Consider the following 25,334-nt stretch of genomic DNA (forward strand, 5'->3'; position numbering starts at 1 on the left):
GGACTCACAGGAGGGGGCTGATGTGTTGTTGCAGCAAGGTGTCGATGGTCTGGTAAAGCTCTTTGTAGCGCAGCGGCTTGATGATGTAGGCGTCGCAGCCGGCCAGTCGGGTCTTTTCGCGGTCTTCCTTCATGGCCATGGCGGTCAGGGCGATCACCGGAATGTGCGCGGTGCCGGGGTCTTGTTTGAGCAGGCGGGTGGCGGCGAGGCCGTCCATGCCCGGCAACTGGATATCCATCAGGATCAGCGCCGGCTGTTTTTCCCGCGCCAGCGTCAAGCCGGTTTCTGCATCCGCCGCCCACAACACGCTGTGACCGGCATTGACCAGCAGCAACCGAGCCAGGCGCATGTTCGCCTCATTGTCTTCGACGATCAGGATTTCGGCCATGCGGCCTCCGGGGCGCGATGCAGTGGCAGCCACACCACAAAGCGGGTGCCCAGGCCCACGCGGCTGGCGACGGCGACGCTGCCGCCATGCAGGTCGGTCAATTGCTTGACCATCGCCAGCCCCAAACCCGTGCCATCAAATTTACGCGCCAGGCTGCTGTCGATCTGGCTGAACGCCTTGAAGAGCTTGCTCATGTCGTCCTTGGCAATGCCGATGCCGGTGTCGCTGACGCTCAGTTCCAGGAACTGCGCGTGGGGGCTGGGTTGCAGGGCGAAGCCGTGGGTCGGCCAGTCGCCAGGGATCTGCCCGACCTGAGCGCGACTGACCTCGCGCACCGCCAGGGTCACGGAGGCGCCGTGTTCGCTGAACTTCACCGCATTGGCCAGCAGGTTGTAGATGATCTGCTTGGTTTTGCGCAGGTCCAGTTCCAGGGTGCCGAAATCGCCGTCGCTTTCCAGTTTCAACTGGATGCGTTGCAAGGCGGCTTTTTCGCGCACGATCAACAGGCTGTTGGCCAGCAAGCCGGCGAGCTCCACGGCCTCAAGCTCCAGGTCCATCATCCCGGCCTCGACCTTGGACAGGTCGAGAATGTCGTTGATCAGCGACAGCAAGTGCTGGCCGCTGGTGAAGATATCGCCGATGTATTCACGCTGCACCTCGCTCATGTCGCCGACCAGGCCATCCTTGAGCGCCTCGGAAAAGCCGATCACCGCGTTCAACGGCGTGCGCAACTCGTGGGACATGGTGGCGAGGAACTCGGACTTCATGTGGTTGGCGTGTTCCAGTTCCAGGTTTTTTTCTTCCAGAGCGCGTTCGAAGCCTTTGCGCTCGGCTTCTTCCTGCTTGCGCGCGGTGTTGTCGGTGCCGATCAGCAAGTAGCCGATGATGGTGTCGTGGCGGTTGCGCAGGGCCGTCACCGAAACCATGGCCGACAGGCGACTGCCGTCCTTGCGGATGTAGGTCAGCTCGTAAATGTCTTCGATGCCGCGCGAGGCTTTGAACACCAGGGCTTCGAAGCCCGGCGTGATCGGTGTGTCGAGCTCCAGGCTGAGGGCGGCGGCGCGGGTGATGAGTTCGGCGGGGTCGGAAATGTCGGCGGGGGTAATGCGGTTCAGCACGTCGTCGGCGGCGTAGCCGAGCATGCGTTCGGCGCCGACGTTGAATATCTGGATCACGCCTTTTTCGTCGGTGGCGATGCTTGAAAAATACGCGCTGTTGAAGATCGCGTCTTGCAGGGCGCCGGTCTTGAGCAGGGTTTTCTGGCGTTTGAATTCGACGATTTTTTCGGCCCGCGATTGCGGTTCGAGGGGGCGTTCGGTTGGGTTTTTATCCATCGCGGTGGCGTTCCATGAACTTCAGGCCCGCCATCATTGACAGCCGATGGCGCAGAGCATGCTCACTGAGATCGCACGAGGGCGACGAGGAGGAGATGAGGTCTTTGGACGATAGCAGAGATTAAGGCGTTTTGATGCTTGGCAGCTTTGACTTGGCGGGTTTTGGAGGGATTGTTGGGCGGGGGCATATCCGTTGCTGCGCTCAGGGCGGCTGGCGGTTGCGCTCTTACAGCGGGTCACCTTTGGCAAACACCCGGAATGCCGGAGCACAGCAACACACGTCTATCTGATGCACAGAGCTCCCACAAGTTGACCGAGTGCAACTGCCAGCACCGCAGTGCTTTGCTTTTCTGTGGGAGCTGGCTTGCCTGCGAATGCGGTGGGCCAGTCAGCTCATGTGTCACTGGCACACCGCATTCGCGAGCAAGCCCGCTCCCACAAGTTGACCGAGTGCAGCCGCCAGTACCGCAGTGCTTTGCTTTTCTGTGGGAGCTGGCTTGCCTGCGAATGCGGTGGGCCAGTCAGCTCATGTGCTTTTCTGTGGGAGCTGGCTTGCCTGCGAATGCGGTGGGCCAGTCAGCTCATGTATCACTGGCACACCGCCTTCGCGGGCAAGCCCGCTCCCACAAGTTGACCGCGTTCAGCCGCCATTGGGAATACCAGATGTAAACGACAACGCCTGCGTTGGAGGTCATGACGCATCCTGATTTCTTCCAATGACTGCTGGCAGAACGCACGGGCGCAGGGTTTTATTCCGCTGGCGTATAAATTTCATGTCATGCACGCCGGCGGCGTGCGGGTTTCGCGCTTGTGTGCTTGATGAAACGTTTAATCAATCGATAAACGGCGCACGCAAGCGCTTGCGTAAGGAAATGTAACTGGACTAGAGTCGGCAGCACTCGACTACAAAAATAATAATTCCAGGAGCTCATCCATGAGCCTTGAACCCTTGCTTGAGATGCAGGGCATCAGCAAAACCTTCAACGGTTTGCGCGTGCTCAAGAATGTCGGCCTGAAGGTCTACCCCGGTGAAATCCACGCGTTGATGGGGGAGAACGGGGCCGGCAAATCCACCCTGATGAAAATCCTCTCCGGCGCCTACCAGGCCGATCCCGGCGGTGAAATCCGCATCGACGGCCAGCCCGTCGCCACCTTCGACCCCGCCACTGCCAAGAACCTCGGCATCGCCGTGATCTACCAGGAACTGAGCCTGTGCCCCAACCTGAGCGTGGCCGAGAATATCTACCTGGGCCGCGAACTGCGGCGCGGCTGGACCATCGACCGCAAGGGCATGCAAGCCGGCTGCGTCGAGGTGCTGCAACGCCTGGGCGCCGAGTTCAAACCCACCACGCCGGTGAGCAGCCTGTCGATTGCCGAGCGCCAGCTGGTGGAAATCGCCCGTGCGCTGCATGCCCACGCCAGGATCCTGGTGATGGACGAGCCGACCACGCCGCTGTCATCGCGTGAGACCGACCGCCTGTTTGCCCTGATCAAACAGCTGCGCAGCCAGGGCCTGGCGATTATCTACATCAGCCACCGCATGGCCGAGATCTATGAGTTGTCGGACCGCGTCTCGGTGCTGCGCGACGGCCAGTACATCGGCGAGCTGACGCGCGAGGCGCTGTCGGCCGAGGTGCTGGTGAAAATGATGGTCGGCCGCGATCTTTCCGGGTTCTACAAGAAGGAACATGCCGCCTATAACCCCGGCAACGTGGTGATGCGCGTGCGTGACATGGCCGATGGCAAACGCGTGCGCCAGTGCAGTTTCGACCTGCATGCCGGCGAGGTATTGGGCATTGCCGGGCTGGTCGGGGCAGGGCGCACGGAGCTGGCGCGGCTGATCTTTGCGGCCGACCCGCGCACCAGCGGCACACTTGAAGTGGTGGGCAAGACCGTCACCCAATTGCGCAGCCCGGCTGACGCGATCCGCGCCGGCGTGGTGTACCTCACCGAAGACCGCAAGGCCCAGGGCCTGTTCCTCGACATGAGCGTGGCCGACAACATCAACGTCTGCGCCTGTGTGCCAGACGCGCATGCCGGTGGCGTGCTGGATCGCGGCCATGCTGCCCAGCGTTCAAATGACGCGATCAAGTCGCTGTCGATTCGCGTGGCATCGGGCAAGGTCAATGTCGGCGCCTTGAGCGGCGGCAATCAGCAGAAAGTGCTGCTGGCGCGGCTGCTGGAGGTCAAGCCGCATGTGCTGATCCTCGACGAACCGACGCGGGGCGTGGACATCGGCTCCAAGTCCGAGATCTACCGCATCATCAATCAACTGGCGCTGGCCGGTGTTGGCATTGTGGTGATCTCCAGTGAGTTGCCGGAAATCATCGGCACGTGCGACCGCGTGTTGATCATGCGCGAAGGCCAGTTGGTGGCCGAAGTCGGCGGGGCATCCGGCCACGTCATTTCCCAGGAACGTATTATTGACCTCGCCACCGGTGGCGATCAGGTGGCTGCCCATGGCTGATTCAAACAACCACACACTTGCCCTTGCGCCCGCCGGTAAAGCGGAACGCGTTCGCGAGCTGATGCGCACGGTCGGCATGCTGCCGGTGCTGATACTGCTGTTGGTCGGGTTTGCCCTGGCCAGTGAAAACTTCCTCACCGTGCAGAACCTGTCGATCATCACCCAGCAGGCTTCGGTGAATGTGGTGCTGGCGGCGGGCATGACCTTTGTGATTCTGACGGCGGGCATCGACTTGTCCGTCGGCGCGATTCTCGCGGCGTCCGCCGTGGTCGCGTTGCAGGCCTCAATGTCGCCACAGTTCGGCATGTTCGGGATTGCTGCCGGCATCGGTTTCGGTCTGTTGCTGGGCCTGGTCAACGGCGGGCTGATCGCCTTCATGCGCCTGCCGCCGTTTATCGTCACCCTCGGCGCACTGACCGCCATGCGAGGCCTGGCGCGGTTGCTGGCAGATGACAAAACCGTGTTCAACCCCGACTTGCCGTTTGCGTTTATCGGCAATGACTCGGTGCTGGGCGTGCCGTGGCTGGTGATCATTGCCGTCGCTGTGGTGGCGCTGTCGTGGTTCATCCTGCGCCGCACCGTCATGGGCGTGCAGATCTACTCCGTCGGCGGCAACCCGGAAGCGGCGCGCTTGTCGGGGATCAAGGTGTGGAAAGTGCTGCTGTTCGTCTACGCCATGTCCGGTGCACTGGCCGGGCTGGGCGCGGTGATGAGCGCCTCGCGCCTGTTCGCCGCCAATGGCCTGCAACTGGGGCAATCCTATGAGCTGGACGCGATTGCTGCGGTGATTCTCGGCGGCACCAGTTTTACCGGCGGCGTCGGCACCATCGGCGGCACGCTGATCGGTGCGCTGATTATCGCGGTGCTCACCAACGGCCTGGTGCTGCTGGGTGTGTCGGATATCTGGCAGTACATCATCAAGGGCATTGTGATCATCGGCGCGGTGGCGCTGGATCGCTATCGCCAGTCCGGTGCACGGACCTGATTTCACTCCAACAACAATCACAAGAGAGTCCCGCATGAACTTCAAACGCCTCTTTCCTGTTATGGCCTTGGCTGCCCTGATCTCCCACACCGTAGAAGCCCGCGAACTCAAGGCCCTCGGCATCAGCATGGGCTCGCTCGGCAACCCGTATTTTGTGACCCTGGCCGATGGCGCCACGGCGCGGGCCAAAGAGCTGAACCCCAACGTCAAAGTGACGTCGGTGTCGGCCGACTACGACCTGAGCAAGCAGTTCTCGCAGATCGACAACTTCATTTCGTCCAAGGTCGACCTGATCCTGCTCAACGCCGTCGACCCATCGGCCATGGCCTCAGCCATCAAAAAAGCCCGGGATGCCGGCATTGTCGTGGTGGCGGTGGATGTGGACGCCAAGGGCGTAAACGCCACGGTGCAAACTGACAACGTCGAGGCCGGCAAACTGGCCTGCCAGTTCCTGGTGGACAAGCTTGCGGGCAAGGGCAATGTGATCATCCAGAATGGCCCGCAAGTCACCGCCGTGACCGACCGCGTCAAAGGCTGCAAGGCTGCATTGGCGGGTGCGCCGGACATCAAGGTGCTGTCCGATGACCAGGACGGCAAAGGCTCGCGCGAAGGTGGCCTGAACGTGATGCAGGGTTACCTCACGCGCTTCCCGAAAATCGACGGCCTGTTCGCGATCAACGACCCGCAAGCCATTGGCAGTGACCTGGCGGCCAAACAGCTGAAACGCAGCGGCATCCTCATCACCTCGGTGGACGGTGCGCCAGACATCGAAAATGCGCTGAAGACCGACACGCAAATCCAGGCCTCGGCCAGCCAGGACCCTTGGGCCATGGCGCAAACAGCGGTGAATGTGGGCAACGACATTCTCAATGACAAGGCCCCGGCCGAAGCGGTTACCCTGCTCACGCCAAAACTGATCACCCGCGACAACGTGGCTACGTACAGCGGTTGGTCGAGTAAACATTGAGTCATTGAGGAAGGGGAGCGCGTCGTGGTCACCATGGATGACGTGGCAAGCAGGGCGGGGGTGTCAACGTCGACCGTGTCCCACGTGCTGAACGGCACCCGCAAAGTCAGCGAGGCCACGGTGCAAGCGGTGCAGCGCGCGATTCAGGACTTGGGCTACATCCCCAATACCCTGGCGCGCTCGCTGGCCCGTTCCAGCACCAGCACGATTGGCGTGGCGATCTCGGCGCTGTCCAACCATTACTTCAGTGAAACCGTGCACGCGATTGAAACCGAGTGCGCCAAGCACGGCTACATGATGCTGTTTGTCGACCCCCACGACGACCCGGAGCAGGAGCTGCGGGTGGTCACGGCGTTGCATCATCGGCGGGTTGACGGGATTTTGCTGGCCCCGTCCACTGATTCCAGGGCCCTTAAGTATTTGCAGGCAAATGAAATGCCCACGGTGCTGGTGGACCGCATGATGAGTACGCAGTTTGACCAGATCGGGGTGGAGAATACCCAGTCCACCCAGGCCCTGGTCGCGCATTTGATTGAACACGGGCACCGCCGCATCGGCTTTATTGCCGGGCGCGCGGGGCTGGGCACTACCGATGAGCGCGTGGCGGGTTACCGGGCTGCGTTGCAGGCGGCAGGCGTGGCGTTTGATCCGCAGTTGCTGGTCAACGGTGGCTCCAACAGTCAGCCGGCGCGCGCTGCGACTGCGCAGTTGCTGGCCCTGAGCGCGCCGCCTACGGCGATCATGGCGGGCAATAACCTGATGACACTGGGCGCCATGCATGCCCTGCGTGACGCGCAGATTGAGGTGCCAGGGCAGATCGCGCTGGTGGGTTTTGATGATTTTGACTGGGCGGATTTTTTCGTGCCGCGCCTGACCTTGATTGCCCAGCCGGTCAAGGAACTGGGCGTACGCGCGGTGCAGATGCTGCTGCAACGCATGGCCTCGCCGGCCGCGCCGGTACAAAGCGTACGCCTGGCGCCGAGCCTGCAATACCGTAATTCATGTGGCTGTATTTGATTGGAATGACCCACGTATGAGCAGTCCTGTTTCCCTCGGTATTGATCTGGGCACCTCCGAACTCAAGGCGATCCTGATGGACGTCGACGGCGCCGTGCTGGCCCACGCCGGTGTGCGCTTGAGTGTTTCGCGACGCCACAGCGGCTGGTCCGAACAGGCCCCGCAAGACTGGTGGCAGGCCTGTTTGCAGGCGCTTGAGCAGTTGCGTGCGCATGCGGCTTTCAGTCGCGTGGTGTGCATCGGGTTGTCGGGGCAGATGCACGGCGCCGTGTTGCTCGGGGATGACGACCGCGTGTTGTACCCGGCGATCCTGTGGGACGACTCGCGTGCTGTCGCCGACGCTGAGCAACTCGGGCCCGGCTTCGCCGATGTCACCGGCAGCCTGCCCATGGCCGGGCTGACCGCGCCGAAACTGCTGTGGCTGCAGCAGCATGAACCCGAGGTGTTCAAGGCCATTGACTGCGTGCTCTCGCCCAAGGATTACCTGCGTTTACGCCTGAGTGGCGAGCGCATCAGCGAGATGTCCGATGCGGCCGGCACACTGTGGCTGGACGTGGCGCAGCGCGAATGGTTCGCGCCGATGCTGGGTGCCACGGGGCTTGCGCCTGCGCAGATGCCCAGGTTGGTGGAAGGCGGTGCGCCGGCGGGTTACGTGACGGCAAGCGAGCTGGGTTTGTCGCACGGCGTGGTGATTGCCGGTGGCGGCGGCGATAACCCGGTGGCGGCCGTCGGCATCGGTGCAATCAATGCCGGCGACGGTTTCATCACCCTGGGCACCAGCGCGGCCATCGTCGCTATCACCGATCACGCCGCCGGCAACCCGACCAGCGCCGTGCACAGCTTCTGCCACGCGCTGCCTGATCGCTGGTACACGATGGGCGCCATGCTGGCCGGTGCCAGTTGCTTGCGCTGGGTGACGCGCCTGACCGGTATGCCAGACGAACAAACGCTACTGGACCAGGTGCAGGCGCAGTTGCCGATGGGGCAGCCGGTACCGTTGGACACACCCCTGTTTTTGCCCTATCTGGCCGGTGAACGCACGCCGCATAACGACCCGTTGTTGCGCGGCGGTTTCATGAACCTGGGCCACGATTGCACCCCGGCGATGCTCGGTTACGCCGTGATGGAAGGCGTGGGGTTTGGCTTGCTCGATGCCTTGCGCGCCGTGCAATCGGCCGGCGCCAGCGTCGGCGCCTGTGCCCTGGTGGGCGGCGGCGCGCGCAGCGAGTACTGGGCACAGTTGTTGGCGAACATCCTGCAGCGCGAGGTCTTTACCTTGCAGGGCAGCGAATTGAGCGCGTGTATTGGGGCGGCGAAGCTGGGGTTTGTGGCGATCGGGCAGGGCGCGTCGCTGTTGCAAGCGGGCCTGCCGGTCAAGGCGCGGTATTGGCCTGATGCGACGCAACAGCCGGTGTTGGAAGCGCGTTATCGCAAATTCCAAGGGTTGCTGGTGGCGGCGAAGGCGCTGCACGACTGATCATGCGCCTTGTGTTGAGCAGGCCTTTTTTGTGGCGAGCGGGCTTGTTGTGGTGAGCGGGCTTGCCCCGCGTTGGGCTGCGCAGCAGCCCCAAACCCGTCACCGCGTTTTTCCAGGTGAATTGAGTCGTCAGGTTTCGGGGCCGCTTCGCGCCCCAACGCGGGGCAAGCCCGCTCGCCACAACAAGCCCGCTCGCCACAGGAATCCCGTCCACCACAGAAAGCCCGCTTGCCAAGCGAATCTGCAGTGTCACAACCACGCCGCGTCCCACAACGGATAATCGCCAATGTGCTCGACCAGCCCGGCTCGTAGAGGATTGGCGATCACGTAGCGGGCTATTTTCCTTACGTCTTCCTCGGCCCGAACAGCATGGTCGTGATAGCCGCGCTGCCAAAATCTTTCCCGGCTGCCTCGGGCTCGATTGATACTCAGCGTACTGCGCGACTTGGTCTGGCGCATCACATCGGGCAGGGTCGAGTTATGCAGGTCGAACAACCAATGAAAGTGATCCGGCATGATCACCCACGCCAGTGAGTTGACCTGGCCCGCGTCGTGGGTTCGTTTGAATTCTGCTACCAATAATCGTCCCAGCTCAAAACTGTTGAACAAGGGTTGGCGCTGATGCACCACGACGGTAACCAAATAAGCACGCCCTGATTCTGAGTAGCGACCGCGGCGTAACCGGTGAGAGTTGGGCTGACGAGACAATCCGTTGCTCCTTGCATGGATAAGAAGCTGTGACGCTAGCAGCGCAGCCGGAACACCCGCGTTGACTTCCATGTCCCCATATTTCTTGCGGGCCTTTTGTGGCAAGCGGGCTGGTTGTGGCAAGCGGGGCTGTTGTGGCGAGCGGGCTTGCCCCGCGTTGGGCTGCGCAGCAGCCCCAAACCAGTCACCGCGCTTTTCCAGATTAATTGAGTCGGCAGGTTTCAGGGCCGCTTCGCGCCCCAACGCGGGGCAAGCCCGCTCGCCACAACCAGACCGCTCGCCACAGAAAGCCCACTGACGACAACAGTCCATCGGCTTACAGCGCATCCCATTGCGGTGCAAACGGCGGCTGCACAAAGCGTTGGTCTTTGGGCAGGCGCGCGATGGCTTGCATATCCTGCTCATCGAGTGTGACGTGCAGCGAATCGAGGTTGGCTTGCTGGCTTTGCGGGCGCTGGGCTTTGGGAATCGCCGCCACGCCTTGTTGGCGTAACCAGGCCAGGGCGACTTGCGCTGCGCTGGCGCCGTGCTTGGCGCCGATCTGTGTCAATACCGGGTCAGTGGCCGCGCGACCCTGTGCCAACGGTGCATACGCAACCATCGGGATGCGTTTGCCGCGCAGGTAGTTGAGCAGGCGGCTCTGGTCGAGGAACGGGTGGTATTCCACCTGTACCGCGGCAATCGGCGTACCCAGCACATCGATCGTCTCGCGCAGCATCGGCATGTTGAAGTTGCACACACCGATGTGCTTCACGCGGCCACTGTCGCGCAGGGCCAACAAAGCGTTCATCACGCCGGGCAGGTCCATGTCGGCAGCCGGCCAATGCACCATGAACAGATCGACGTAGTCCACCGCCAGCTTGCCGAGGCTCAGCTCAAAGGCTTTTTGCAGCGCGGCCGGCGCCAACTGGTCATGCCACACCTTGGTGGTCAGGAACACCTCGTCGCGGGGGATGCCCGAGTGTTTGATCGCCTGGCCAACAGCGGCTTCGTTGTCGTACAGGGCGGCGGTGTCGATATGCCGGTAACCCAGCGCCAGGGCACTTTCGACCACTGCCCGGCAGTCATCGCCGGGCATACGGAAGGTACCGAAACCCAATTCAGGCAGGTTCATCAGGCATTCGCCTCCGCGGTTTTATCTGCCAGCTCGCGCAACACCGTGAGCAGGGAAGTTGTGCCCTTGAGCACCTGATCGTGCTCGAAACAGATCCAGCCTTCGTTGAAGCCATCGACCATGCGCATGCGCGGCAGTGGGTTGTGTGCGCCTTGGGCGCGCAGCAACGGTTCCCAGGTATCGCGCTCAACCACCTCGGCGCGCACGTCACGGCCGAGCACTTGCGCCAGGGTCTGGGCGATGTCGTTCGGGCTGACCCACTGGCTTTCCAGTTCAACTACGCGATGGCCGGCCCAGTCTTGCTGCAACAGTTGCGCGGCAAGTGTGCCGATGTCGGCCGTGGCAACCATTGGTACGCGTTTGTCGAGCGGTTGCAGGAAGCTGTGGATCACGCCGGTGTCACGCGCACTGCTGACGTCATAGGCGGCGTTTTCCATGAACCAGCCTGGGCGCAGGAAGGTTACGGGGATGTCCAGGGCGCTCAACGCCTGCTCCATCAGCGTGCGCTGGGTCAGCAGGTTGAGCTCCTTGGCTTGCGCGCCGATGGTCGACAGGCACAAGACTTTTTGTGGCGCGGCGGCCTTGAGGGCCTGGCTGACAGCCGCTATCACGGCACGCGCTTCGGGAAACCCAGGCAGCGGATCGAAGCCCGGTGGCGGCAGGATGAACACAGCGGTCGCGCCCTTGAACGCTTCGGTCAGCGCCTGTGCATCTTCCATCGCGGCAAACGCGATTTCGCAGCCCTGGTCGGCCCAATAGGCCGCTTTGCCGGCGTCGCGAATGACGGCGCGAACCGGCAGGCCTGCCTTGAGGAGGTTATGCGCCAGGGCGCCGCCGACTTTGCCTGTGATGCCAGTGATTACGTACATGCGCTTTACTCCTGTGGGTTCCAATGTGTGGAGCCCAGCATAAAGTTCAGCCGGCGATGACAGAATAGCGATTACGTCACTGCGTTAGTGACGCAAAATCACGAATCGGCCAGTGGCGGCAAACGCCGTTTGACTGGGGTTTTCTTGACGATGGCGGTGTTGGTTTCGGCATAGGCGTTAAGCCGGTCGAGCAGGGTGTCGAGCTGGTCCATGGTGCGCACATGCAGGCGCGCGATAAAGCAGTCCTCACCGGTGACTTTGTCGCACTCGGTGAACTCGGGAATCGCCTGGATCTGGCGCTCCACCTCCTGCAATTTGCCGGGCAATGGGCGGATACGCACGATGGCTTGCAGCAAATAGCCGAAGTGTTTGGGGTCGATGTCGACGGTGTAATGGGTCAGCACCCCGCGCTCCTCCAAACGGCGCAGACGTTCGCCCACGCTGGGCGAAGACAGCCCGGTAATACCTGCCAACGCCTTGAGCGACAGGCGCGAGTCGTCCATCAAGGCGGCGATCAGTTGCTGGTCGATAGAGTCAATCATGCTGCCTGCCTAATTTAAAAAGGTAATTGAAGGTTTTTGCCTACTTTAGTCGCTGGAGGCGCCGATCAGCAGATTGCCATAATTGAGCCTCACTTGAGGAGCGCCATCGTGGACACATCTATTCGTCGCGGGTCGTGGGAAATGGTCGCCGCCATGCTGATTTCGGGCACCATCGGCTGGTTTGTGCTGGTGTCTGGCGTGTCGGTGATCGAAGTGGTGTTCTGGCGCTGCCTGATTGGCGCGCTGACACTATTGCTGGTGTGCGCGTGGTTGGGCTATTTGCGCCGAGACCTGCTGACTTGGGCCAAGCTCAGCCTGGCGATGCTCAGCGGTGTGGCCATCGTCGGCAACTGGTTGCTGTTGTTCGAATCCTATTCACGTGCGTCGATTGCCATCAGCACCGCGGTGTACAACGTGCAGCCGTTCATGTTGGTGATGCTGGCGGCGCTGTTTCTGGGTGAGAAGATCACCGTGCAGAAGCTCGCATGGTTGAGCGTGGCGTTCCTCGGCATGCTGGCGATTGTCACCGCCCATGGCGAACAGCAAAGCGCTGGCGGGGATTATCTGACCGGTATTGCTCTGGCGTTGGGCGCAGCGTTTTTGTATGCGATTGCCGCCTTGATCATCAAGCGCTTGAAGGACGTTCCACCCCACTTGATGGCGTTGATCCAGGTGATTACCGGCGCACTGTTGCTGGCGCCGTTAGTGCCTTGGCACAGCTTGCCTGCCGCGACCCAGGCCTGGGCTGCGCTGGTCACGCTGGGCATGGTGCACACCGGTTTGATGTATGTGTTGCTGTACGGGGCGATCCAGAAACTGCCGACCGCGATTACCGGCGCGCTGTCGTTCATCTACCCGATTGCGGCGATCTTTGTCGATTGGATCGCCTTCGGGCATCGCCTGGGTTGGCTGCAATGGCTGGGGGTTGTTGCGATTCTGCTGGCGGCAGCGGGGTTGCAGCGGGGCTGGTGGTGGCCCCGCTCCCCAAGGGTCAGTGCGTGCCCTGAAAGATGATGTTTTCCGGGTTGAAGTGGCCCACGCCGCTGCCCGGCTGTGGCAAGCCAAGGATGTGGCCCTTGATCTTGCCCACCACGTGCATCTCGCACGGTTTGCAGTCGAACTTCAGGGTCAGCACTTCATCACCGTGGATCAGCTGCATCGGCGCCACTTTGGTCTTCACACCCGTCACGCCCTTGGCCTGTTTAGGGCACAGGTTGAACGAGAACCGCAGGCAGTGCTTGGTGATCATCACCGGCACTTCGCCGGTTTCTTCGTGGGCTTCGAAGGCGGCGTCGATCAGCTTCACGCCGTGACGGTGGTAGAAGTCCCGGGCTTTCTGGTTGTAGACGTTGGCCAGGAACGACAAATGCGCTTCCGGGTACACCGGCGGCGGCGACGTCTCAGCCTTGCGTCCACCTCGTGGGTGAGCGGCAACGCGGGCGGCGCTCAGCGCCTCGATCACTTCACGGCGCAGGGCCTTGAGCTGTGAGTTGGGGATGAAGAATGCCTGCGGCGCATCCAGTTCGATGTGCGTGGCGTGGTACTCGGTGGTGCCGAGTTGGCCAAGCAGGTCGCGCAGGGTGTCGAGCGCCTGTTCCGGCTTGTTGGCCACGCCGAACGGGCCGGGCAGGGTGACGCTGGCGCTGATGCCTTCTTCGCTGGTCGCGGTCACGTCCAACTGGTCTTCACGCAGGCGCGCGACCCACTGCAGGCCAATACGGCGTTCGGCCGAGGTCTTGAGCAAGGCTTGCTGCCAGTTGTGGTCGAGGTTGCGGTTCAGCGGATGGTTGGGGCGCAACTGATGCAGGCCGGCCGGCATTTCATTGGGCTCGACGCGGTAGCGGTAGCGTTTCTCGCCGTCTTCTTCGAACTCGCCTTTGGGTTCGGCGATGTTGGCGCGAAAACCCACGACTTCGCGCTTGATCAGCACATTGAGGCCGTCGCCGTTGGACAACGGCTCATGGGTGACTACCTGCAAGTCGCGCTTGCCGGCTTTTTCCACCACACCCACCGGCAGGCCGGTGAAGGTGGGCGTGTCGAAGGCGCCGATGTCGATCTTGCGGTCGGTGACGAAGTAGTCGGTGCTGCCCCGGTGGAAGGTTTTTTCCGGGTCGGGCAGGAAGAAATGCGCAGTACGGCCGCTGGAAGCGCGCGCCAGGTCAGGGCGGTCTTCGAGGACGTCGTCGAGGCGTTGGCGGTAATAGGCGGTGATGTTTTTCACATAACCCATGTCCTTGTAGCGGCCTTCGATCTTGAACGAACGCACACCGGCTTCGACCAGCGCGCGGATGTTGGCGCTCTGGTTGTTGTCTTTCATCGACAGCAGGTGTTTTTCAAAGGCCACCACGCGGCCCTGGTCATCTTTCAAGGTGTACGGCAGGCGGCAGGCCTGGGAGCAATCGCCACGGTTGGCGCTGCGGCCATTCTGCGCGTGGGAGATATTGCATTGCCCGGAGAACGCCACGCACAGGGCGCCGTGGATGAAGAACTCAATGGCGGCATCGGTTTCATCGGCGATCGCGCGGATTTCCTGCAGGTTCAGCTCGCGGGCCAACACCAGCTGCGAGAAACCGGCCTGGTCGAGAAACTTGGCGCGGCCCAGGGTGCGGATGTCGGTCTGGGTGCTGGCGTGCAGCTCGATGGGCGGAATATCCAGCTCCATCACGCCCAGGTCTTGCACGATCAACGCATCGACACCGGCGTCGTACAGCTGATGGATCAGCTTGCGCGCGGGTTCCAGTTCGTTGTCGTGCAGGATGGTGTTGATGGTGGTGAACACGCGGGCGTGGTAACGGCGGGCGAATTCGACCAGTTGAGCGATGTCGCTCACCTCGTTACACGCGTTATGGCGCGCGCCGAAGCTTGGTCCACCAATGTAGATGGCGTCGGCGCCATGCAAGATAGCCTCGCGCGCGATGGCGACATCGCGGGCCGGGCTGAGCAATTCCAGGTGATGCTTGGGCAAGGACATAGTTTTTTAGTCAGGCTTGTCACGGTTGAGGCGAGCATTGTAGCTGTGAAATGCTGGGTGGGCACCTACCGCAGGGCTGCTTGGGCGAATGGGGGGAGGTAGATTGGGGGCATATCCGTTGCTGCGGTAACGGCCACTGGTGGTTCCGCTCTTACAGCGGGTCACTTTTGGCAAACGCCCGGAACGCCGGCCCAGCCAAAAGTAACCAAAAGGTCTTTGCCCCACCACTCGGTGCCTCGCCTAGGTTCGGCCAGCGTGGTTGACGGGGCCTGTCAGATCAAAATCAAAAGCACAGCACGGCGGCCTGAGTGGTAGAAGCAAAAGCACAGCAACACACTTCTATCTGATGCACAGAGATCCAAATGTGGGAGCGGGCTTGCCCGCGAATGCGGTGGGTCAGCTAAACATGAGTTGACTGATGCACCGCCTTCGCGAGCAAGCCCGCTCCCACAAGTTGACCGCGTTCAGCCGCCACCACCGCACTGCTTTTGCTTTTCTGTGGGAGCTGGCTTGCCTGCGATGCGGGCACCTCGGTCTATCTGACGCTATCGCGCCAATCCATGATGTGTATTGCCAGCGATAACTCAGGCCTTGGCCGCCATCGCGGTGACTTCCACGCGCATGCCTTCAACGGCCAATGCGGCCACGCCTACTGCAGCGCGAACCGGCCACGGTTTGGCGAAAAAGCGTTTGTAGACTTCATTGAAAGCGGCGCGATCAGCCATGTCGGTGAGGTAGATGGTCAGGTGCATCACCCGGTCCATGGAACTGCCGGCTTTTTCCAGCGCGACTTTCAGCGCTTGCAGGGTGCATTCGCTTTGCAGGGTGATGTCGCCGAGTTCGAGGCTGCCATCGGCGCGGGTCGGGATCTGGGTGGAGACCAGGATGCCGTTGAAGCCGACGACGTCGGAGGAAATCGAGTCGGCATCCGGATCGGGGGTGTAGCTCAGGTCGTGGTTGGCCATGGGCGCCTCTGGTTGGCTATAACAGAAGGCGCACATGGTCCCCGAAAATCACAGCAGGGGCAAACCGAGGGTTATGCCCAGCGGCGGAACAGCACGCTGGCATTCACGCCACCGAAGCCGAAGCCGTTGGACAGCGCATATTCAATCGGCATGTGCCGCGCTTCACCGCGCACCATGTCCAGGCCGTCGGCCAGCGCGTCCGGGTTATCCAGGTTCAGCGTCACCGGGGCGACCTGGTCGCGCAGGGCAAGCACGCTGAAGATCGCTTCGATGCCGCCTGCGGCGCCCAGTAAGTGGCCGGTGGCAGACTTGGTTGAGCTGATGGCCGGGCCGCCATGGGCGCCGAACACGGTCTTGATGGCGGCCAGTTCGCCTTTGTCACCCACCGGCGTCGAGGTTGCATGGGCGTTCAAGTACTGGACCTGGGCCGCCTCAATGCCTGCCTGACGCAGTGCCTGGGTCATCGCCCGCCGCGCGCCATCACCGTCTTCCGGCCCGGCCGTCATGTGGTAGGCATCGGCACTGGTGCCATAACCCACCAGTTCGGCGATGGGCTGCGCGCCGCGTGCCAGGGCATGCTCCAGTTCTTCGATGACCAGGATGCCGGCACCTTCGCCCATCACGAAGCCGTCACGTGCCTGATCGAAGGGCCGCGAAGCCCGTTCTGGCGTGTCATTGAAGTCGCTGGATAACGCCCGCGCCGCTGCAAACCCGGCCAGGCTGACCCGGTGAATTGCCGCTTCCGCACCGCCACACACCGCCACATCGATTTCCCCGGCACGAATCATCCGTGCTGCGTCCCCAATCGCTTGCACACCGGCTGCGCAGGCCGTCACCGGCGCGCCCAGCGGGCCTTTCAAGCCGTAGTTGATCGACACATGCCCGGCCGCCATGTTGCTCAGGAACGAGGGAATGGTGAAGGGAGACAAACGTCGCGGGCCTTTGCTGTCGGTGGTGCGCACGGCATCGGCAATCGCCGGAAAGCCACCCACACCAGAGGCAATGATGGTCGCCGTGCGTTCCTGTGCCTGCGGCGTTTGAGGCGCCCAGCCGGCTTGCTTCAAGGCTTCATCGGCCGCCGCCAGGGCGAACAGGATAAAGCGGTCCATCTTGCGCTGTTCCTTGGCGGCCAGCAGCCGATCAGGGTCAAACCCGGCCTCAGGGTCTTGCAACACGCTTTGCACTTGGCCACCGATGCTGATGGCGAGGTCACCGATCAATGCTTCAGGCAGACGGCGTATGCCCGACTGCCCGTTCAACAGGCGTTGCCAGGTGGATTCCACGCTGGCGCCCAGCGGCGTCAGTGCGCCCATGCCTGTCACGACGATACGTTTACTCATGATCAATCGACTCCGGTTGCGTTGAGGGTACAGACCCTATGGACGTCACTATCATGATGAAAGTAACATGGCGTCACACAACTTTGTACCGGCACCTGGGAACCCTTATGCAACGCAAGTCTCTTGTCAGCGACGAATGCCCGATCGCCCGCAGCCTTGAACGGATAGGGGAGTGGTGGAGCATGTTGATCATGCGCGATGCATTGCATGGCCTGCGTCGCTTCGATGAGTTTTCACGCAGCCTGGGCATCGCGCCGAACATGTTGACGCGCCGCTTGAATGGCCTGGTGGACGCCGGGATGCTTGAGCGCCGCGCCTACAGCGAGCGGCCGCCACGGTATGAATACGTGCCGACGGCCAAGGGCGAGGATTTGCGCATGGTGCTGATGGCACTGGTGGCGTGGGGCAATCGGCATTATGCCGAAGAGGGCACCAGTGTCGAGGTGGTGGAGCGCGAGACGGGCAAGCCGGTGCAACCGATGATGGCAACGGCCGAAGGCACACTCGTGCCGTTGGATGCGTGCGTGGTGCAGGCCGGTCCAGCCGCCAGCGCAGGCATGCGCCAACGGCTGGAGCCTGGGGTGGTTACAGCAGAGTGAACGGGTAGTCGACGATCACCCGCAGCTCGTTCAATTTGCCGTCGCGCTGATCCGCGTTTGACGAAACCATCGCATCGCGCACGCGCAGCGACAGGTTTTTCGCCGGGCCGCTTTGCAGCACGTATTTGGCCTCCACATCCGTCTCGTGATGGTCGCCGTCGGCACCGTAGTCGCCGACGTAGGCGCTGTTGGCCGGCGTGTGCGTGCCGTTGATGTCGGAGCCGTTGACGTAGCGGGTCATGAAGCTCAAGCCTGGCACGCCGTAGCTGGCCATGTTCAGGTCATAACGCACGCCCCAGGACTGCTCGCCCGGGCCGTTGAAGTCGCCCCACTGAATCGAGTTGGCCAGGAACACTGAATCGCCGCCTTCACCCGCGCCGTTGTTGCCGGTGCCGATGTAGTCGAACGGCGTGTCGCCGTGCACCTTCTGGAACGACAGCGTCAGCGTGTGGGCCGCCAGGAACGAGTAGGCCGCCGCCACCGAATACGTGGTGTTGTTGATGGCCCCGGCCTTGGCGCTGCCGGTGTCGAGGGTGCGGTACAGGTTGCCGTCCAGCGCCAGCGACTGGTCATGGCCCAACGGCAACACGTAGTTGAGGTTGGTGTAGTACTGGCGCCAGATATCTTCCAGTTCACCGGCGTACACGGTTGCACTCAGCGAGGGCGTGAAGGTGTATTTGCCGCCGACGAAACTCGCACTGTTGGCCGCGACGTTGGCGTAGGTGGCATAGATATCGTGGTCATGGTTGCTGGTCATGCCGCTGTTGGTGCTGGTGAAGTGCCCGGCTTCCAGGTCCAGCCCGGCGATTTCGCTGCTGGTCAGGTCAAACCCGGTGGCGGTCTGCGGCAGAATCCGCGTGCCGCCGGTGGCAAAGACCGGCGCCGTGGGTTGCATGTCACCGAACTTCAGTTGGGTCTTGGACACCTTGATTTTCACCGCGGCGCCGACGGAGCCATAGCCGTTTTCCGGGTCGCCATGGCGGTCGGTCGGCAGGTCACCGGTGCCGGCATCCGCGTGGGTGGCGTCGAGCTTCATCGCGCCATAGGCGTAGGCGTCTACGCCAAAACCAATGGTGCCTTGGGTAAAGCCCGAGGCGTAGTTGAGCATTGCGCCTTGGGTCCAGTCGCGGTTGTCTGCCTTGCCACTTTGGCGATCGCGGTCGAAATAATAGTTGCGCAACAGGCCCGTGATGCTGCTGCCGTCAATAAAACCCTTGGAATCGGCCTGGTCGCTGACAGACTCGGCAAAGGCCACTTGGCTGACACTCGCGCACACTGCCAGTGTGAGCAGGCTGCATTGTCTAATCATGGGTTTGATCATGGTATTTACTTCCCCGGAATAAGTAACGCGCGCGCAGAAACATCGCAATTTTTATGGCGCATACAGTGTTATGGGCAGATGTTTTCAGGTGAGCGTAGTGACGGTTTTTATTGTGTTCGACAGGGTTGCCGAAGCCGATTTTTATCATATTTTTCGCGGCTTGCAGCGGTGTGGCGGATTAAACTCGATTAATTAAACTTCACGTCTTTTAATCACCAGCGGGTGTAGCGTTGATAGGGTCTTAGCCGCTCTGCTTCGACAAAAACCTTTGGTTTGCCGCCGCAGGCTCTGCGGCGGATTTTTTAATGCTTAGTTATATAAAAGTTCATGTACGCCACCGCCGTTCAGTGGTGGCTATATGATTGCGCTTGATTCAATTTCGCCCATGTAACAAGACTGTTGCACTTGCCCTTTAATAATCCTTTCTCCCACGCCAGATCAGGAGACAGGCCATGCAAGTCAATCAGCTTCGTCAGGTTGATAGCACCCCCAACGCGGGCGACAACCCCAACTGGAATAAAGCGGTGTCGAAAGCGCTAAACAATCAGCCCGACGACAACCGCCTCGGCCCCGATACAAAGCGGCCCCAAGGTGACTTTCGCACTGCGCAGCAGATCATCGACGACAACCCGCTGCTCAAGAATCTCGGCAACCAGAGCGGCGTGAAAGACAAATTGCGTGAACGCGTCGGCGACTTTGAGCACGATCCAGACGCCGCTTACCGCGCGAGCCGGGTGCTGGAGCACATCGAAAAACTCGACGAAAACGGCAAGCCCACCGTCAAGCGGCCAGAACTCAATGAAGCCGGCAACGGCAAGGTTGACGGCTTTACCAAAGGCGGTGACGCCCGTCACGGCACCGAAGCCGGGCGCCTGCAGGATTTCGGCAAGTACGGCTGGGAGACCCTTAAAGGCGAGCTACCGCAGAGCCCACCCAGCACGCCGCCCAAGGGCGATGCGCCGTCCAACCATCTGCCCTTGCCGGGTGAAGGCCGGCCGATGGGCGACAACCGCGGTGCCGAGCAAATCATCGAAGACAACCCGTTGCTGAAAAACCTCGGCAACCAGAGCGGGGTCAAGGACGCTCTGCGCGAGCGTGTCGGCGACTTTGAACACGACGCCGATGCGGCCTGGCGTGCCGCGCAGGTGCTCAACTATGTCGAGAACTACGACGAGACCGGCAAGCACATCGAAGGCGGCAACCTGGGCAATGGCCGCATCGACGGCTTCACCAAGGATGGCGAAGCGCGCCACGGCACGGAAGCGGGGCGCCTGCAGGACTTCGGCAAATACGGCTACGACAACCTCAAGGGCCTGGACGGCAACAGCGCGGATGACCAGATCAAGGACTTGAATGCCAAGGCCACCGAAGACGCCGTGAAGGCGGCCGGTGGTGACGCCTCCAAGGTGGGCGCTGACTATTTCGCCACGGGCAACAGCAGCGCCAGCGGTGCGGACAAGACTGCAGCGATCATCCAGCTGTCCACGGGCCTGGCCAACTACAAGGCGGGTGCCGATGCGTTTGCGCACCAGGGGCCGGATGCGGCCAATGAGTGGTCAGGCGACGGCCCGTCACCGGGCCAGCAACGCGAAGACTTTATCAAGGATGTGCAAGGGCGCATCGACACGCTCAGCAAAGACCCGGACGTGCAGCAGTTCCTCAACACCCAGGGCACCGAACAGTTGCAGAAAATGGTCGCCGCCGACCCAGCCTTGAAAGCCGAGATGGAGCGGCGCCTGGACGCTTCATCCAGTTGCGACGCGCTGCAGAGCGCGTTTGCCGCCAAGGGCGCCAGCACCACCGATGCGCTGTCGAGTTTTATCAAGTACCCGGACTTCTACGCCCAGGCCCTGGGCAAACAGCCTGACTACAAGAAAGCCCTGGAAAACGCCCCGCAAGCCATCAAGGACAAGGTCAACGCCGAGTACGCAGACATCACCTCCGGCAAGCAGATCAACGACCTGATCGCCAGTGGTGTGCCGGCAGACAAGGCGGTGATTCAGTCCGGTGTGAACAAGGCAATCTTTGACGCGGTACTTGACGACAAGACCGTGCAGGCGGGCAGTTCGAGCTTCAACGACGTCGCCGCCAAGCTGGGGCGCGAAGACCTGCTTAAAGGCCAGTCGATTGACGACTTCTACCGCGGCCTGGGCGTTACCGGCGCCAATGACCCGCGCCTTGAGCAAGTGATCAACGACAACATCGCTGCATTCACGCCACCGGGTGAGGCCCCACCGAAAACCGCCGATATCATCAGTGGTATTCGGGCGGTGGACGATGCCATGCGCGGCGGCGCGAAGTTCGACGATGCGATCAAAAAAGTCCAAAGCACCTGGGGCGGCAAGCTGCCGGCCGGAGTCAGCGCGACGTACAAGGCCGGGGTGATGCACGGCGTGTCGGGCGTGTTGTTGGCGGGCGCCATCGGTACGCGCATCGCCAGCGGCAAGGGCGGCAGCACCGCGCAGACAGTGGGGCAGTCGTTTCAGGCGGCCGGACTGTTCCTGGAAGGTGGCGCCAAGTTTGTCCAGGACCAGTTCGATCGCACCCAGCAGGGCACGTACAAGTTCGACGCGCCCAAGTACGTCAAAGACGTGGAAAACGTCGGCAAGAGCCTGGGCGGCGTGGCGGGTAACGTACTGGGCTTGGTCACCGGGGCCATTTCCGCGAAAAACTCGGCCCAGAGCGGCGACAAGGTCGGCGCCGGCTTCCAGGGCACCTTCGCGGGGCTTAATGGCCTGTCGGCCGTGGCCGGCATGGTGGAGGTCGCCACCTATGTGGTGCCGCGCATAACCACGGTGGCAGCCGGGGTTGCAGAAGCGGCCGGCGTGATTGGCGGCGCGGCCGGCGCCCTGGCGGGTGCCGTGGGCGGCATCGCGGCGGTCGGTGGCTTGATCTACGCGATCATTGCCGACATCAAGGCCGACAATGCGCGCAAGAAACAGCAGGAAGAGTGGTACACCGGGCTCAAGGATCAGCTCGATGACTTCGGCGTTACGCCGCCGCCATTGGATGTGATCATTGCGCCCAAAAATGGCTACGTGGACGTGGGTAATCCCAACGCCAATTACTGACCGAAGTCGGCGGCCAGTCGGAACTGGCCGCCGATTGACTGAGGCTTACTCTTTCACGTCCATGAATTCTTCCGCCCACGCCACGTAGCTTTCCGGCAGCGTGTAGGTATGCGTCAGTTCAGTCGCGCTGAGGTTCGAGGTGCTGCTGGTCAACTTGCGTTGCGCACGCAGGCTGTCGTAAGTCGCCTTGATCGATGCAAAGTAGGCGCCGTGGCCGGCCACCACAATGCGCACACCCAGCGCGGCCAGGCGTTCGCTGTCATTGAGCTGCGGGTTGCCGTAAGTCACCAGCATCAACGGCACGCTGAGGTTTTCTGCGATCTTCTCAAGGTGGTCGAAGTCTTTGACGCCCACCATGCAGATGACGTCGGCGCCAGCTTTTTCATAAGCTTTGGTGCGGGCGATGACGTCTTCGGTCGGCAACACGCCAGCGTTGGTACGGGCGACGATCGACAGCTCTGGATCGACCCGCGCTTCAAGGGCGGCCTTGACCTTGCCGATGCCTTCCTCAACCGAAATCAGGTCGGTGGATTTGCGCCCGAACTGCGCGGGCAACAGCGTGTCCTCAATCGTAAGTGCCGCAACCCCGGCGCGCTCGAGCTCTTCGACGGTGCGCATCACGTTCAGGGCATTGCCGTAACCGTGGTCGGCGTCGGCGATGAACGGCAGTTGGGCCACACGGCCAATGCGGGTGGCCTGTTCGACGAACTCACTCAGTGTGATCAACGCAAAATCGGGTGCCGCGAGGACCTGCAACGATGCGACCGAACCGCCGAGGATACCGACTTCGAAACCCAGGTCGGCAGCGATGCGCGCAGACATGGGGTCAAAGACGGAGGCGGTTTCAACGCAGATTTGTTTGGCAAGCAGTTCACGGAAGTTGCGGCGCAGTGCTGAGTGAGAAATCTTTGGCATGTTCTTTCCTGGCTCTGGTCATCGTCAAGTGACGATCAATGTCTATTCATGGTGGCGCCAGATTACCACGCAGACGAACGGGGGATTATGACGTTTGAGCATGAGACAGATGCCTGACACATGGATCATCGGTTCACGCTTTGGCGATGGACAGGCCTTTCGCACCATCCAGGAGCATAGCCGCCCCATCTTGCACAACTGCTGTGCCAACCGAGTGCTTAATCGCGGTGGGCGCAATGCCTATAGTTGTTTCAAACCAGCCCAAGACTGAGGTGAACCATGAACAGCGAATTCAAGCCCGACCTGAGCGTTGATGCCCCACGCGAACAAGTGGATGCCGAGTATTTTGAATACAGCAAGGCAGCCAACCCGATCAGCGCCAATCTGATTACCCGAATTCCTTACCACAGCTTCCCGGCCTCGTTGTATGACAGTGGCCCGTCGCGGGTGGTCGCGCTGGACCTCAGCGCTGCGCTGGGCTGTGAGGGCCCGGCAACCGGGCCTGGGCTGTGTGCCAACTTCATCCGCCTGAACGCCGACGACACCTTGGAGCTGCACCCCAATGCCACCTCTCAAGTGTTTTATGTGATCACCGGAGAGGGCAGCGTCGTTCAGGGCGAACACCAGATCGAATGGTCGGCCGGTTGTTTTATCGCGCTGCCAGGCTTGCTGCCAGCCCGGTTCCGCGCCTCGCAGGATGCGCGCCTGTACTACGTGCACGATGAGCCGCTGTTGCGCTACCTGGGGGTTACGCGCAGCACCGACCGTTTCGCGCCGACGCTGTATCCGGCCGCACTGGCCAACCTGAAGCTGCGTGAAGCCGCCGATGATCCGCGTGCCCAGGACCGCAGCCGTATCAGCATTCTGCTGGGTAACCGCAACTTTCCACAGACCCGAACCGTCACGCATGTGCTGTGGGCCATGTACGGCATCCTGCCGCCCGGCTCGATCCAGAAGCCGCACCGGCACCAGTCGATTGCACTGGACTTCATCATCGACTGCCCCACGGGCTGCTACTCGCTGGTAGGCACCGAACTGGACGCCGACGGGCAGATTCGCAACCCGGTACGCGTTGACTGGTCGCCGGGGTTGGCGTTTGTCACACCGCCGGGGTACTGGCACGCGCACTTCAATGAGTCCGATCAGGAAGCATTCCTGATCCCTATCCAGGACGCCGGGTTGCAAACGTACTTGCGCGCGCTGGATATTCGCTTTAGCTGATGTGATGAGACCCTAATGTGGGAGCGGGCTTGCTCGCGAACGCGCTGTGTCAGCAAGCTCATTTTTAACTGAACGACCGCATTCGCGAGCAAGCCCGCTCCCACAATGTGACCGAGTTTAACAGCCACCCTTTAGGTCGGCTGGGCACGGACAGCTCTGGCGCTTCCAATCAGGTGTGTCGCCCAACTGCTCAACGATGAAGTCGATAAAGCACCTGACCTTCGACGACACGATCTTCTTGGGTGGATAGACGAACCACACAGAAAATGCCTGCTCGGCACCGAGGATGTTCCATTCTGGCAGCCACACCTGTAACGCGCCCGCTTCGATACTGGTCGCCACCAACCAGTCGGGTAACAGGGCAAATCCCAGACCCTGGCGCGCCGCGATCAGCTGCGCATCCAGGTCGTTGATACGGACACAGTCGTGAGGTACCAGCGGCACGACTTCATCAGCGGATGCAAACGCAAAATCATGCTGACTCAGTACCGCCGGCAGGCGGGCCAGCTCTGCCGGCGTTGAAGGGGCAGGGTGCGCAGCGCAAAAGCCCGGGCTGGCCACCAGCAGGTAGTTGCCCGCGCAGATCTTGCGCGCCTTGAGCGTGGAATCAGCCAGCGCGCCAATGCGAATCGCCAGGTCGACGCCGGTATGAATCAGGTTGACTTGGGCGTTATCCAATACCAGTTCCAGCTTGATCTGCGGGTAGCGAGCCACAAATGTATTCAACAGCGGCAGGATATGGTGACGGGCAAACGCTGGCGGCAAGTTGAGCTTGAGCAGCCCACGAGGCTCCTGGTTCAGCGCCGACGTCGCCGCCTTGGCCTGTTCAAGCTCATCCAGCACTCTGCGCGCATGCAGCAGAAACGTCTGGCCGCCCTCGGTCAGGTGCAGCGTGCGCGTCGAGCGGTTGAACAGGGCGATGCCCAGGTCCTGTTCAAGGTCCTTCACGTAGCGAGAAACGGTTGACGCCTTGATACCGAGCCGCTCGGCGGCGCGCGAGAAGTTGTTGCCTTCGGCGGCTTCGACGAAGGCGGTCAGCGCGGTGAAATAATCCAAGTGTGAC

At 61.6% G+C, this 25,334-nt stretch carries 21 protein-coding genes; 9 read left to right on the forward strand and 12 right to left on the reverse strand.

Annotated elements, in window-relative coordinates; genetic code table 11:
* Nucleotides 1–4 precede the first annotated feature (4 nt).
* Together FPT15_RS10410 and FPT15_RS10415 are read right to left on the reverse strand one after the other, a co-directional pair.
* A complete protein-coding gene (locus FPT15_RS10410; RefSeq protein ID WP_145160607.1) occupies nucleotides 5–388 on the reverse strand; it encodes a response regulator in 384 nt (127 codons plus the stop codon).
* The gene (locus FPT15_RS10415) at nucleotides 373–1,722 is read right to left on the reverse strand and encodes a HAMP domain-containing sensor histidine kinase (protein WP_145160609.1); all 1,350 of its coding nucleotides are present in this window, start codon (nucleotides 1,720–1,722) and stop codon (nucleotides 373–375) included. The genes FPT15_RS10410 and FPT15_RS10415 overlap by 16 nt, the downstream gene beginning before the upstream one ends.
* A 934-nt stretch (nucleotides 1,723–2,656) precedes the next feature.
* On the opposite strand from FPT15_RS10415, the gene FPT15_RS10420 reads away from it, so the two are divergent.
* From FPT15_RS10420 to xylB, 5 genes are read left to right on the forward strand one after another with little or no spacing between them, the layout of a single operon-like run.
* Nucleotides 2,657–4,189 (forward strand): sugar ABC transporter ATP-binding protein, encoded by a 1,533-nt coding sequence (locus FPT15_RS10420; RefSeq protein WP_145160611.1) that lies wholly within the window; start codon nucleotides 2,657–2,659, stop codon nucleotides 4,187–4,189.
* Complete coding sequence (locus tag FPT15_RS10425) at nucleotides 4,182–5,174, forward strand: ribose ABC transporter permease (RefSeq protein ID WP_145160613.1); 993 nt, start codon at nucleotides 4,182–4,184, stop codon at nucleotides 5,172–5,174. The genes FPT15_RS10420 and FPT15_RS10425 overlap by 8 nt, the downstream gene beginning before the upstream one ends.
* Nucleotides 5,175–5,208: 34 nt before the next feature.
* Nucleotides 5,209–6,141 carry an ABC transporter substrate-binding protein gene (locus FPT15_RS10430; RefSeq protein WP_145160615.1) on the forward strand — a complete coding sequence of 311 codons (933 nt, stop codon included), beginning with the start codon at nucleotides 5,209–5,211 and terminating at the stop codon, nucleotides 6,139–6,141.
* Nucleotides 6,142–6,165: 24 nt separating this feature from the next.
* A complete protein-coding gene (locus FPT15_RS10435; RefSeq protein WP_145160617.1) occupies nucleotides 6,166–7,158 on the forward strand; it encodes a LacI family DNA-binding transcriptional regulator in 993 nt (330 codons plus the stop codon).
* Nucleotides 7,159–7,174: 16 nt separating this feature from the next.
* A complete protein-coding gene (xylB, locus tag FPT15_RS10440) occupies nucleotides 7,175–8,635 on the forward strand; it encodes a xylulokinase (RefSeq protein ID WP_145160619.1) in 1,461 nt (486 codons plus the stop codon).
* A 249-nt stretch (nucleotides 8,636–8,884) separates the two neighbouring features.
* On the opposite strand, the gene FPT15_RS10450 is transcribed toward xylB, so the two are convergent.
* The 4 genes from FPT15_RS10450 to FPT15_RS10465 all read right to left on the reverse strand — a co-directional run bounded on the left by FPT15_RS10450 (nucleotide 8,885) and on the right by FPT15_RS10465 (nucleotide 11,868).
* Nucleotides 8,885–9,343 (reverse strand): transposase, encoded by a 459-nt coding sequence (locus FPT15_RS10450; RefSeq protein WP_145161222.1) that lies wholly within the window; start codon nucleotides 9,341–9,343, stop codon nucleotides 8,885–8,887.
* Nucleotides 9,344–9,659: 316 nt separating this feature from the next.
* Nucleotides 9,660–10,457, reverse strand: a complete 798-nt coding sequence (locus FPT15_RS10455; RefSeq protein WP_145160623.1) for an aldo/keto reductase — start codon at nucleotides 10,455–10,457, stop codon at nucleotides 9,660–9,662.
* Nucleotides 10,457–11,326: an NmrA family NAD(P)-binding protein gene (locus FPT15_RS10460; protein WP_145160625.1), complete on the reverse strand. Its 870-nt coding sequence runs from the start codon at nucleotides 11,324–11,326 to the stop codon at nucleotides 10,457–10,459. The genes FPT15_RS10455 and FPT15_RS10460 overlap by 1 nt, the downstream gene beginning before the upstream one ends.
* Nucleotides 11,327–11,424: 98 nt before the next feature.
* Entirely contained in the window at nucleotides 11,425–11,868 is a 444-nt protein-coding gene (locus FPT15_RS10465; protein WP_145160627.1) for an Lrp/AsnC family transcriptional regulator, read from the reverse strand.
* 108 nt (nucleotides 11,869–11,976) lie between these two features.
* Between FPT15_RS10465 and FPT15_RS10470 the strand changes: the two genes are divergently transcribed.
* The gene (locus FPT15_RS10470) at nucleotides 11,977–12,882 is read left to right on the forward strand and encodes a DMT family transporter (protein ID WP_145160629.1); all 906 of its coding nucleotides are present in this window, start codon (nucleotides 11,977–11,979) and stop codon (nucleotides 12,880–12,882) included.
* On the opposite strand, the gene FPT15_RS10475 is transcribed toward FPT15_RS10470, so the two are convergent.
* From FPT15_RS10475 to fabF, 3 genes are all read right to left on the reverse strand, one after another.
* Nucleotides 12,860–14,839: a U32 family peptidase gene (locus FPT15_RS10475; protein ID WP_145160631.1), complete on the reverse strand. Its 1,980-nt coding sequence runs from the start codon at nucleotides 14,837–14,839 to the stop codon at nucleotides 12,860–12,862. The two genes, FPT15_RS10470 and FPT15_RS10475, sit on opposite strands and share 23 nt — an antisense overlap.
* Before the next feature lie 584 nt (nucleotides 14,840–15,423).
* Nucleotides 15,424–15,804 (reverse strand): RidA family protein, encoded by a 381-nt coding sequence (locus tag FPT15_RS10480; RefSeq protein WP_145160633.1) that lies wholly within the window; start codon nucleotides 15,802–15,804, stop codon nucleotides 15,424–15,426.
* Between the two features lie 71 nt (nucleotides 15,805–15,875).
* The gene (gene fabF / locus FPT15_RS10485; RefSeq protein ID WP_145160636.1) at nucleotides 15,876–17,144 is read right to left on the reverse strand and encodes a beta-ketoacyl-ACP synthase II; all 1,269 of its coding nucleotides are present in this window, start codon (nucleotides 17,142–17,144) and stop codon (nucleotides 15,876–15,878) included.
* A gap of 107 nt (nucleotides 17,145–17,251) precedes the next feature.
* Between fabF and FPT15_RS10490 the strand changes: the two genes are divergently transcribed.
* Nucleotides 17,252–17,743 carry a helix-turn-helix domain-containing protein gene (locus FPT15_RS10490; protein ID WP_145160638.1) on the forward strand — a complete coding sequence of 164 codons (492 nt, stop codon included), beginning with the start codon at nucleotides 17,252–17,254 and terminating at the stop codon, nucleotides 17,741–17,743.
* Here the strand turns inward: FPT15_RS10490 and FPT15_RS10495 are convergent.
* On the reverse strand, nucleotides 17,730–19,052 hold the full coding sequence (locus FPT15_RS10495; RefSeq protein WP_145160640.1) for an OprD family porin: 1,323 nt from the start codon (nucleotides 19,050–19,052) through the stop codon (nucleotides 17,730–17,732). The genes FPT15_RS10490 and FPT15_RS10495 overlap by 14 nt on opposite strands.
* A gap of 464 nt (nucleotides 19,053–19,516) precedes the next feature.
* On the opposite strand from FPT15_RS10495, the gene FPT15_RS10500 reads away from it, so the two are divergent.
* The gene (locus FPT15_RS10500) at nucleotides 19,517–22,135 is read left to right on the forward strand and encodes a hypothetical protein (RefSeq protein ID WP_145160642.1); all 2,619 of its coding nucleotides are present in this window, start codon (nucleotides 19,517–19,519) and stop codon (nucleotides 22,133–22,135) included.
* Between the two features lie 45 nt (nucleotides 22,136–22,180).
* Here FPT15_RS10500 and FPT15_RS10505 read toward each other — a convergent pair whose 3' ends face one another.
* Nucleotides 22,181–23,050, reverse strand: coding sequence for an oxaloacetate decarboxylase (locus tag FPT15_RS10505; protein ID WP_145160645.1), 870 nt, complete (start codon nucleotides 23,048–23,050; stop codon nucleotides 22,181–22,183).
* Between the two features lie 279 nt (nucleotides 23,051–23,329).
* Between FPT15_RS10505 and FPT15_RS10510 the strand changes: the two genes are divergently transcribed.
* Nucleotides 23,330–24,271 (forward strand): cupin, encoded by a 942-nt coding sequence (locus FPT15_RS10510; protein WP_145160647.1) that lies wholly within the window; start codon nucleotides 23,330–23,332, stop codon nucleotides 24,269–24,271.
* A gap of 117 nt (nucleotides 24,272–24,388) precedes the next feature.
* On the opposite strand, the gene FPT15_RS10515 is transcribed toward FPT15_RS10510, so the two are convergent.
* The gene (locus FPT15_RS10515) at nucleotides 24,389–25,327 is read right to left on the reverse strand and encodes a LysR family transcriptional regulator (RefSeq protein WP_145160649.1); all 939 of its coding nucleotides are present in this window, start codon (nucleotides 25,325–25,327) and stop codon (nucleotides 24,389–24,391) included.
* Between the last annotated feature and the right edge of the window lie 7 nt (nucleotides 25,328–25,334).

Origin of the sequence: Pseudomonas sp. RGB, assembly GCF_007713445.1 — a bacterium.
GTDB lineage: Bacteria > Pseudomonadota > Gammaproteobacteria > Pseudomonadales > Pseudomonadaceae > Aquipseudomonas.

Coding starts and splice junctions, on each gene's coding strand:
- FPT15_RS10495 (WP_145160640.1), bottom strand. CDS start 19,052: ATGATTAGACAATGCAGCCTGCTCACACTGGCAGTGTGCGCGAGTGTC.
- FPT15_RS10415 (WP_145160609.1), bottom strand. CDS start 1,722: ATGGATAAAAACCCAACCGAACGCCCCCTCGAACCGCAATCGCGGGCC.
- FPT15_RS10490 (WP_145160638.1), top strand. CDS start 17,252: ATGCAACGCAAGTCTCTTGTCAGCGACGAATGCCCGATCGCCCGCAGC.
- FPT15_RS10505 (WP_145160645.1), bottom strand. CDS start 23,050: ATGCCAAAGATTTCTCACTCAGCACTGCGCCGCAACTTCCGTGAACTG.
- FPT15_RS10420 (WP_145160611.1), top strand. CDS start 2,657: ATGAGCCTTGAACCCTTGCTTGAGATGCAGGGCATCAGCAAAACCTTC.
- FPT15_RS10480 (WP_145160633.1), bottom strand. CDS start 15,804: ATGGCCAACCACGACCTGAGCTACACCCCCGATCCGGATGCCGACTCG.
- FPT15_RS10465 (WP_145160627.1), bottom strand. CDS start 11,868: ATGATTGACTCTATCGACCAGCAACTGATCGCCGCCTTGATGGACGAC.
- FPT15_RS10430 (WP_145160615.1), top strand. CDS start 5,209: ATGAACTTCAAACGCCTCTTTCCTGTTATGGCCTTGGCTGCCCTGATC.
- FPT15_RS10460 (WP_145160625.1), bottom strand. CDS start 11,326: ATGTACGTAATCACTGGCATCACAGGCAAAGTCGGCGGCGCCCTGGCG.
- FPT15_RS10455 (WP_145160623.1), bottom strand. CDS start 10,457: ATGAACCTGCCTGAATTGGGTTTCGGTACCTTCCGTATGCCCGGCGAT.
- FPT15_RS10500 (WP_145160642.1), top strand. CDS start 19,517: ATGCAAGTCAATCAGCTTCGTCAGGTTGATAGCACCCCCAACGCGGGC.
- FPT15_RS10475 (WP_145160631.1), bottom strand. CDS start 14,839: ATGTCCTTGCCCAAGCATCACCTGGAATTGCTCAGCCCGGCCCGCGAT.
- fabF (WP_145160636.1), bottom strand. CDS start 17,144: ATGAGTAAACGTATCGTCGTGACAGGCATGGGCGCACTGACGCCGCTG.
- xylB (WP_145160619.1), top strand. CDS start 7,175: ATGAGCAGTCCTGTTTCCCTCGGTATTGATCTGGGCACCTCCGAACTC.
- FPT15_RS10410 (WP_145160607.1), bottom strand. CDS start 388: ATGGCCGAAATCCTGATCGTCGAAGACAATGAGGCGAACATGCGCCTG.
- FPT15_RS10425 (WP_145160613.1), top strand. CDS start 4,182: ATGGCTGATTCAAACAACCACACACTTGCCCTTGCGCCCGCCGGTAAA.
- FPT15_RS10510 (WP_145160647.1), top strand. CDS start 23,330: ATGAACAGCGAATTCAAGCCCGACCTGAGCGTTGATGCCCCACGCGAA.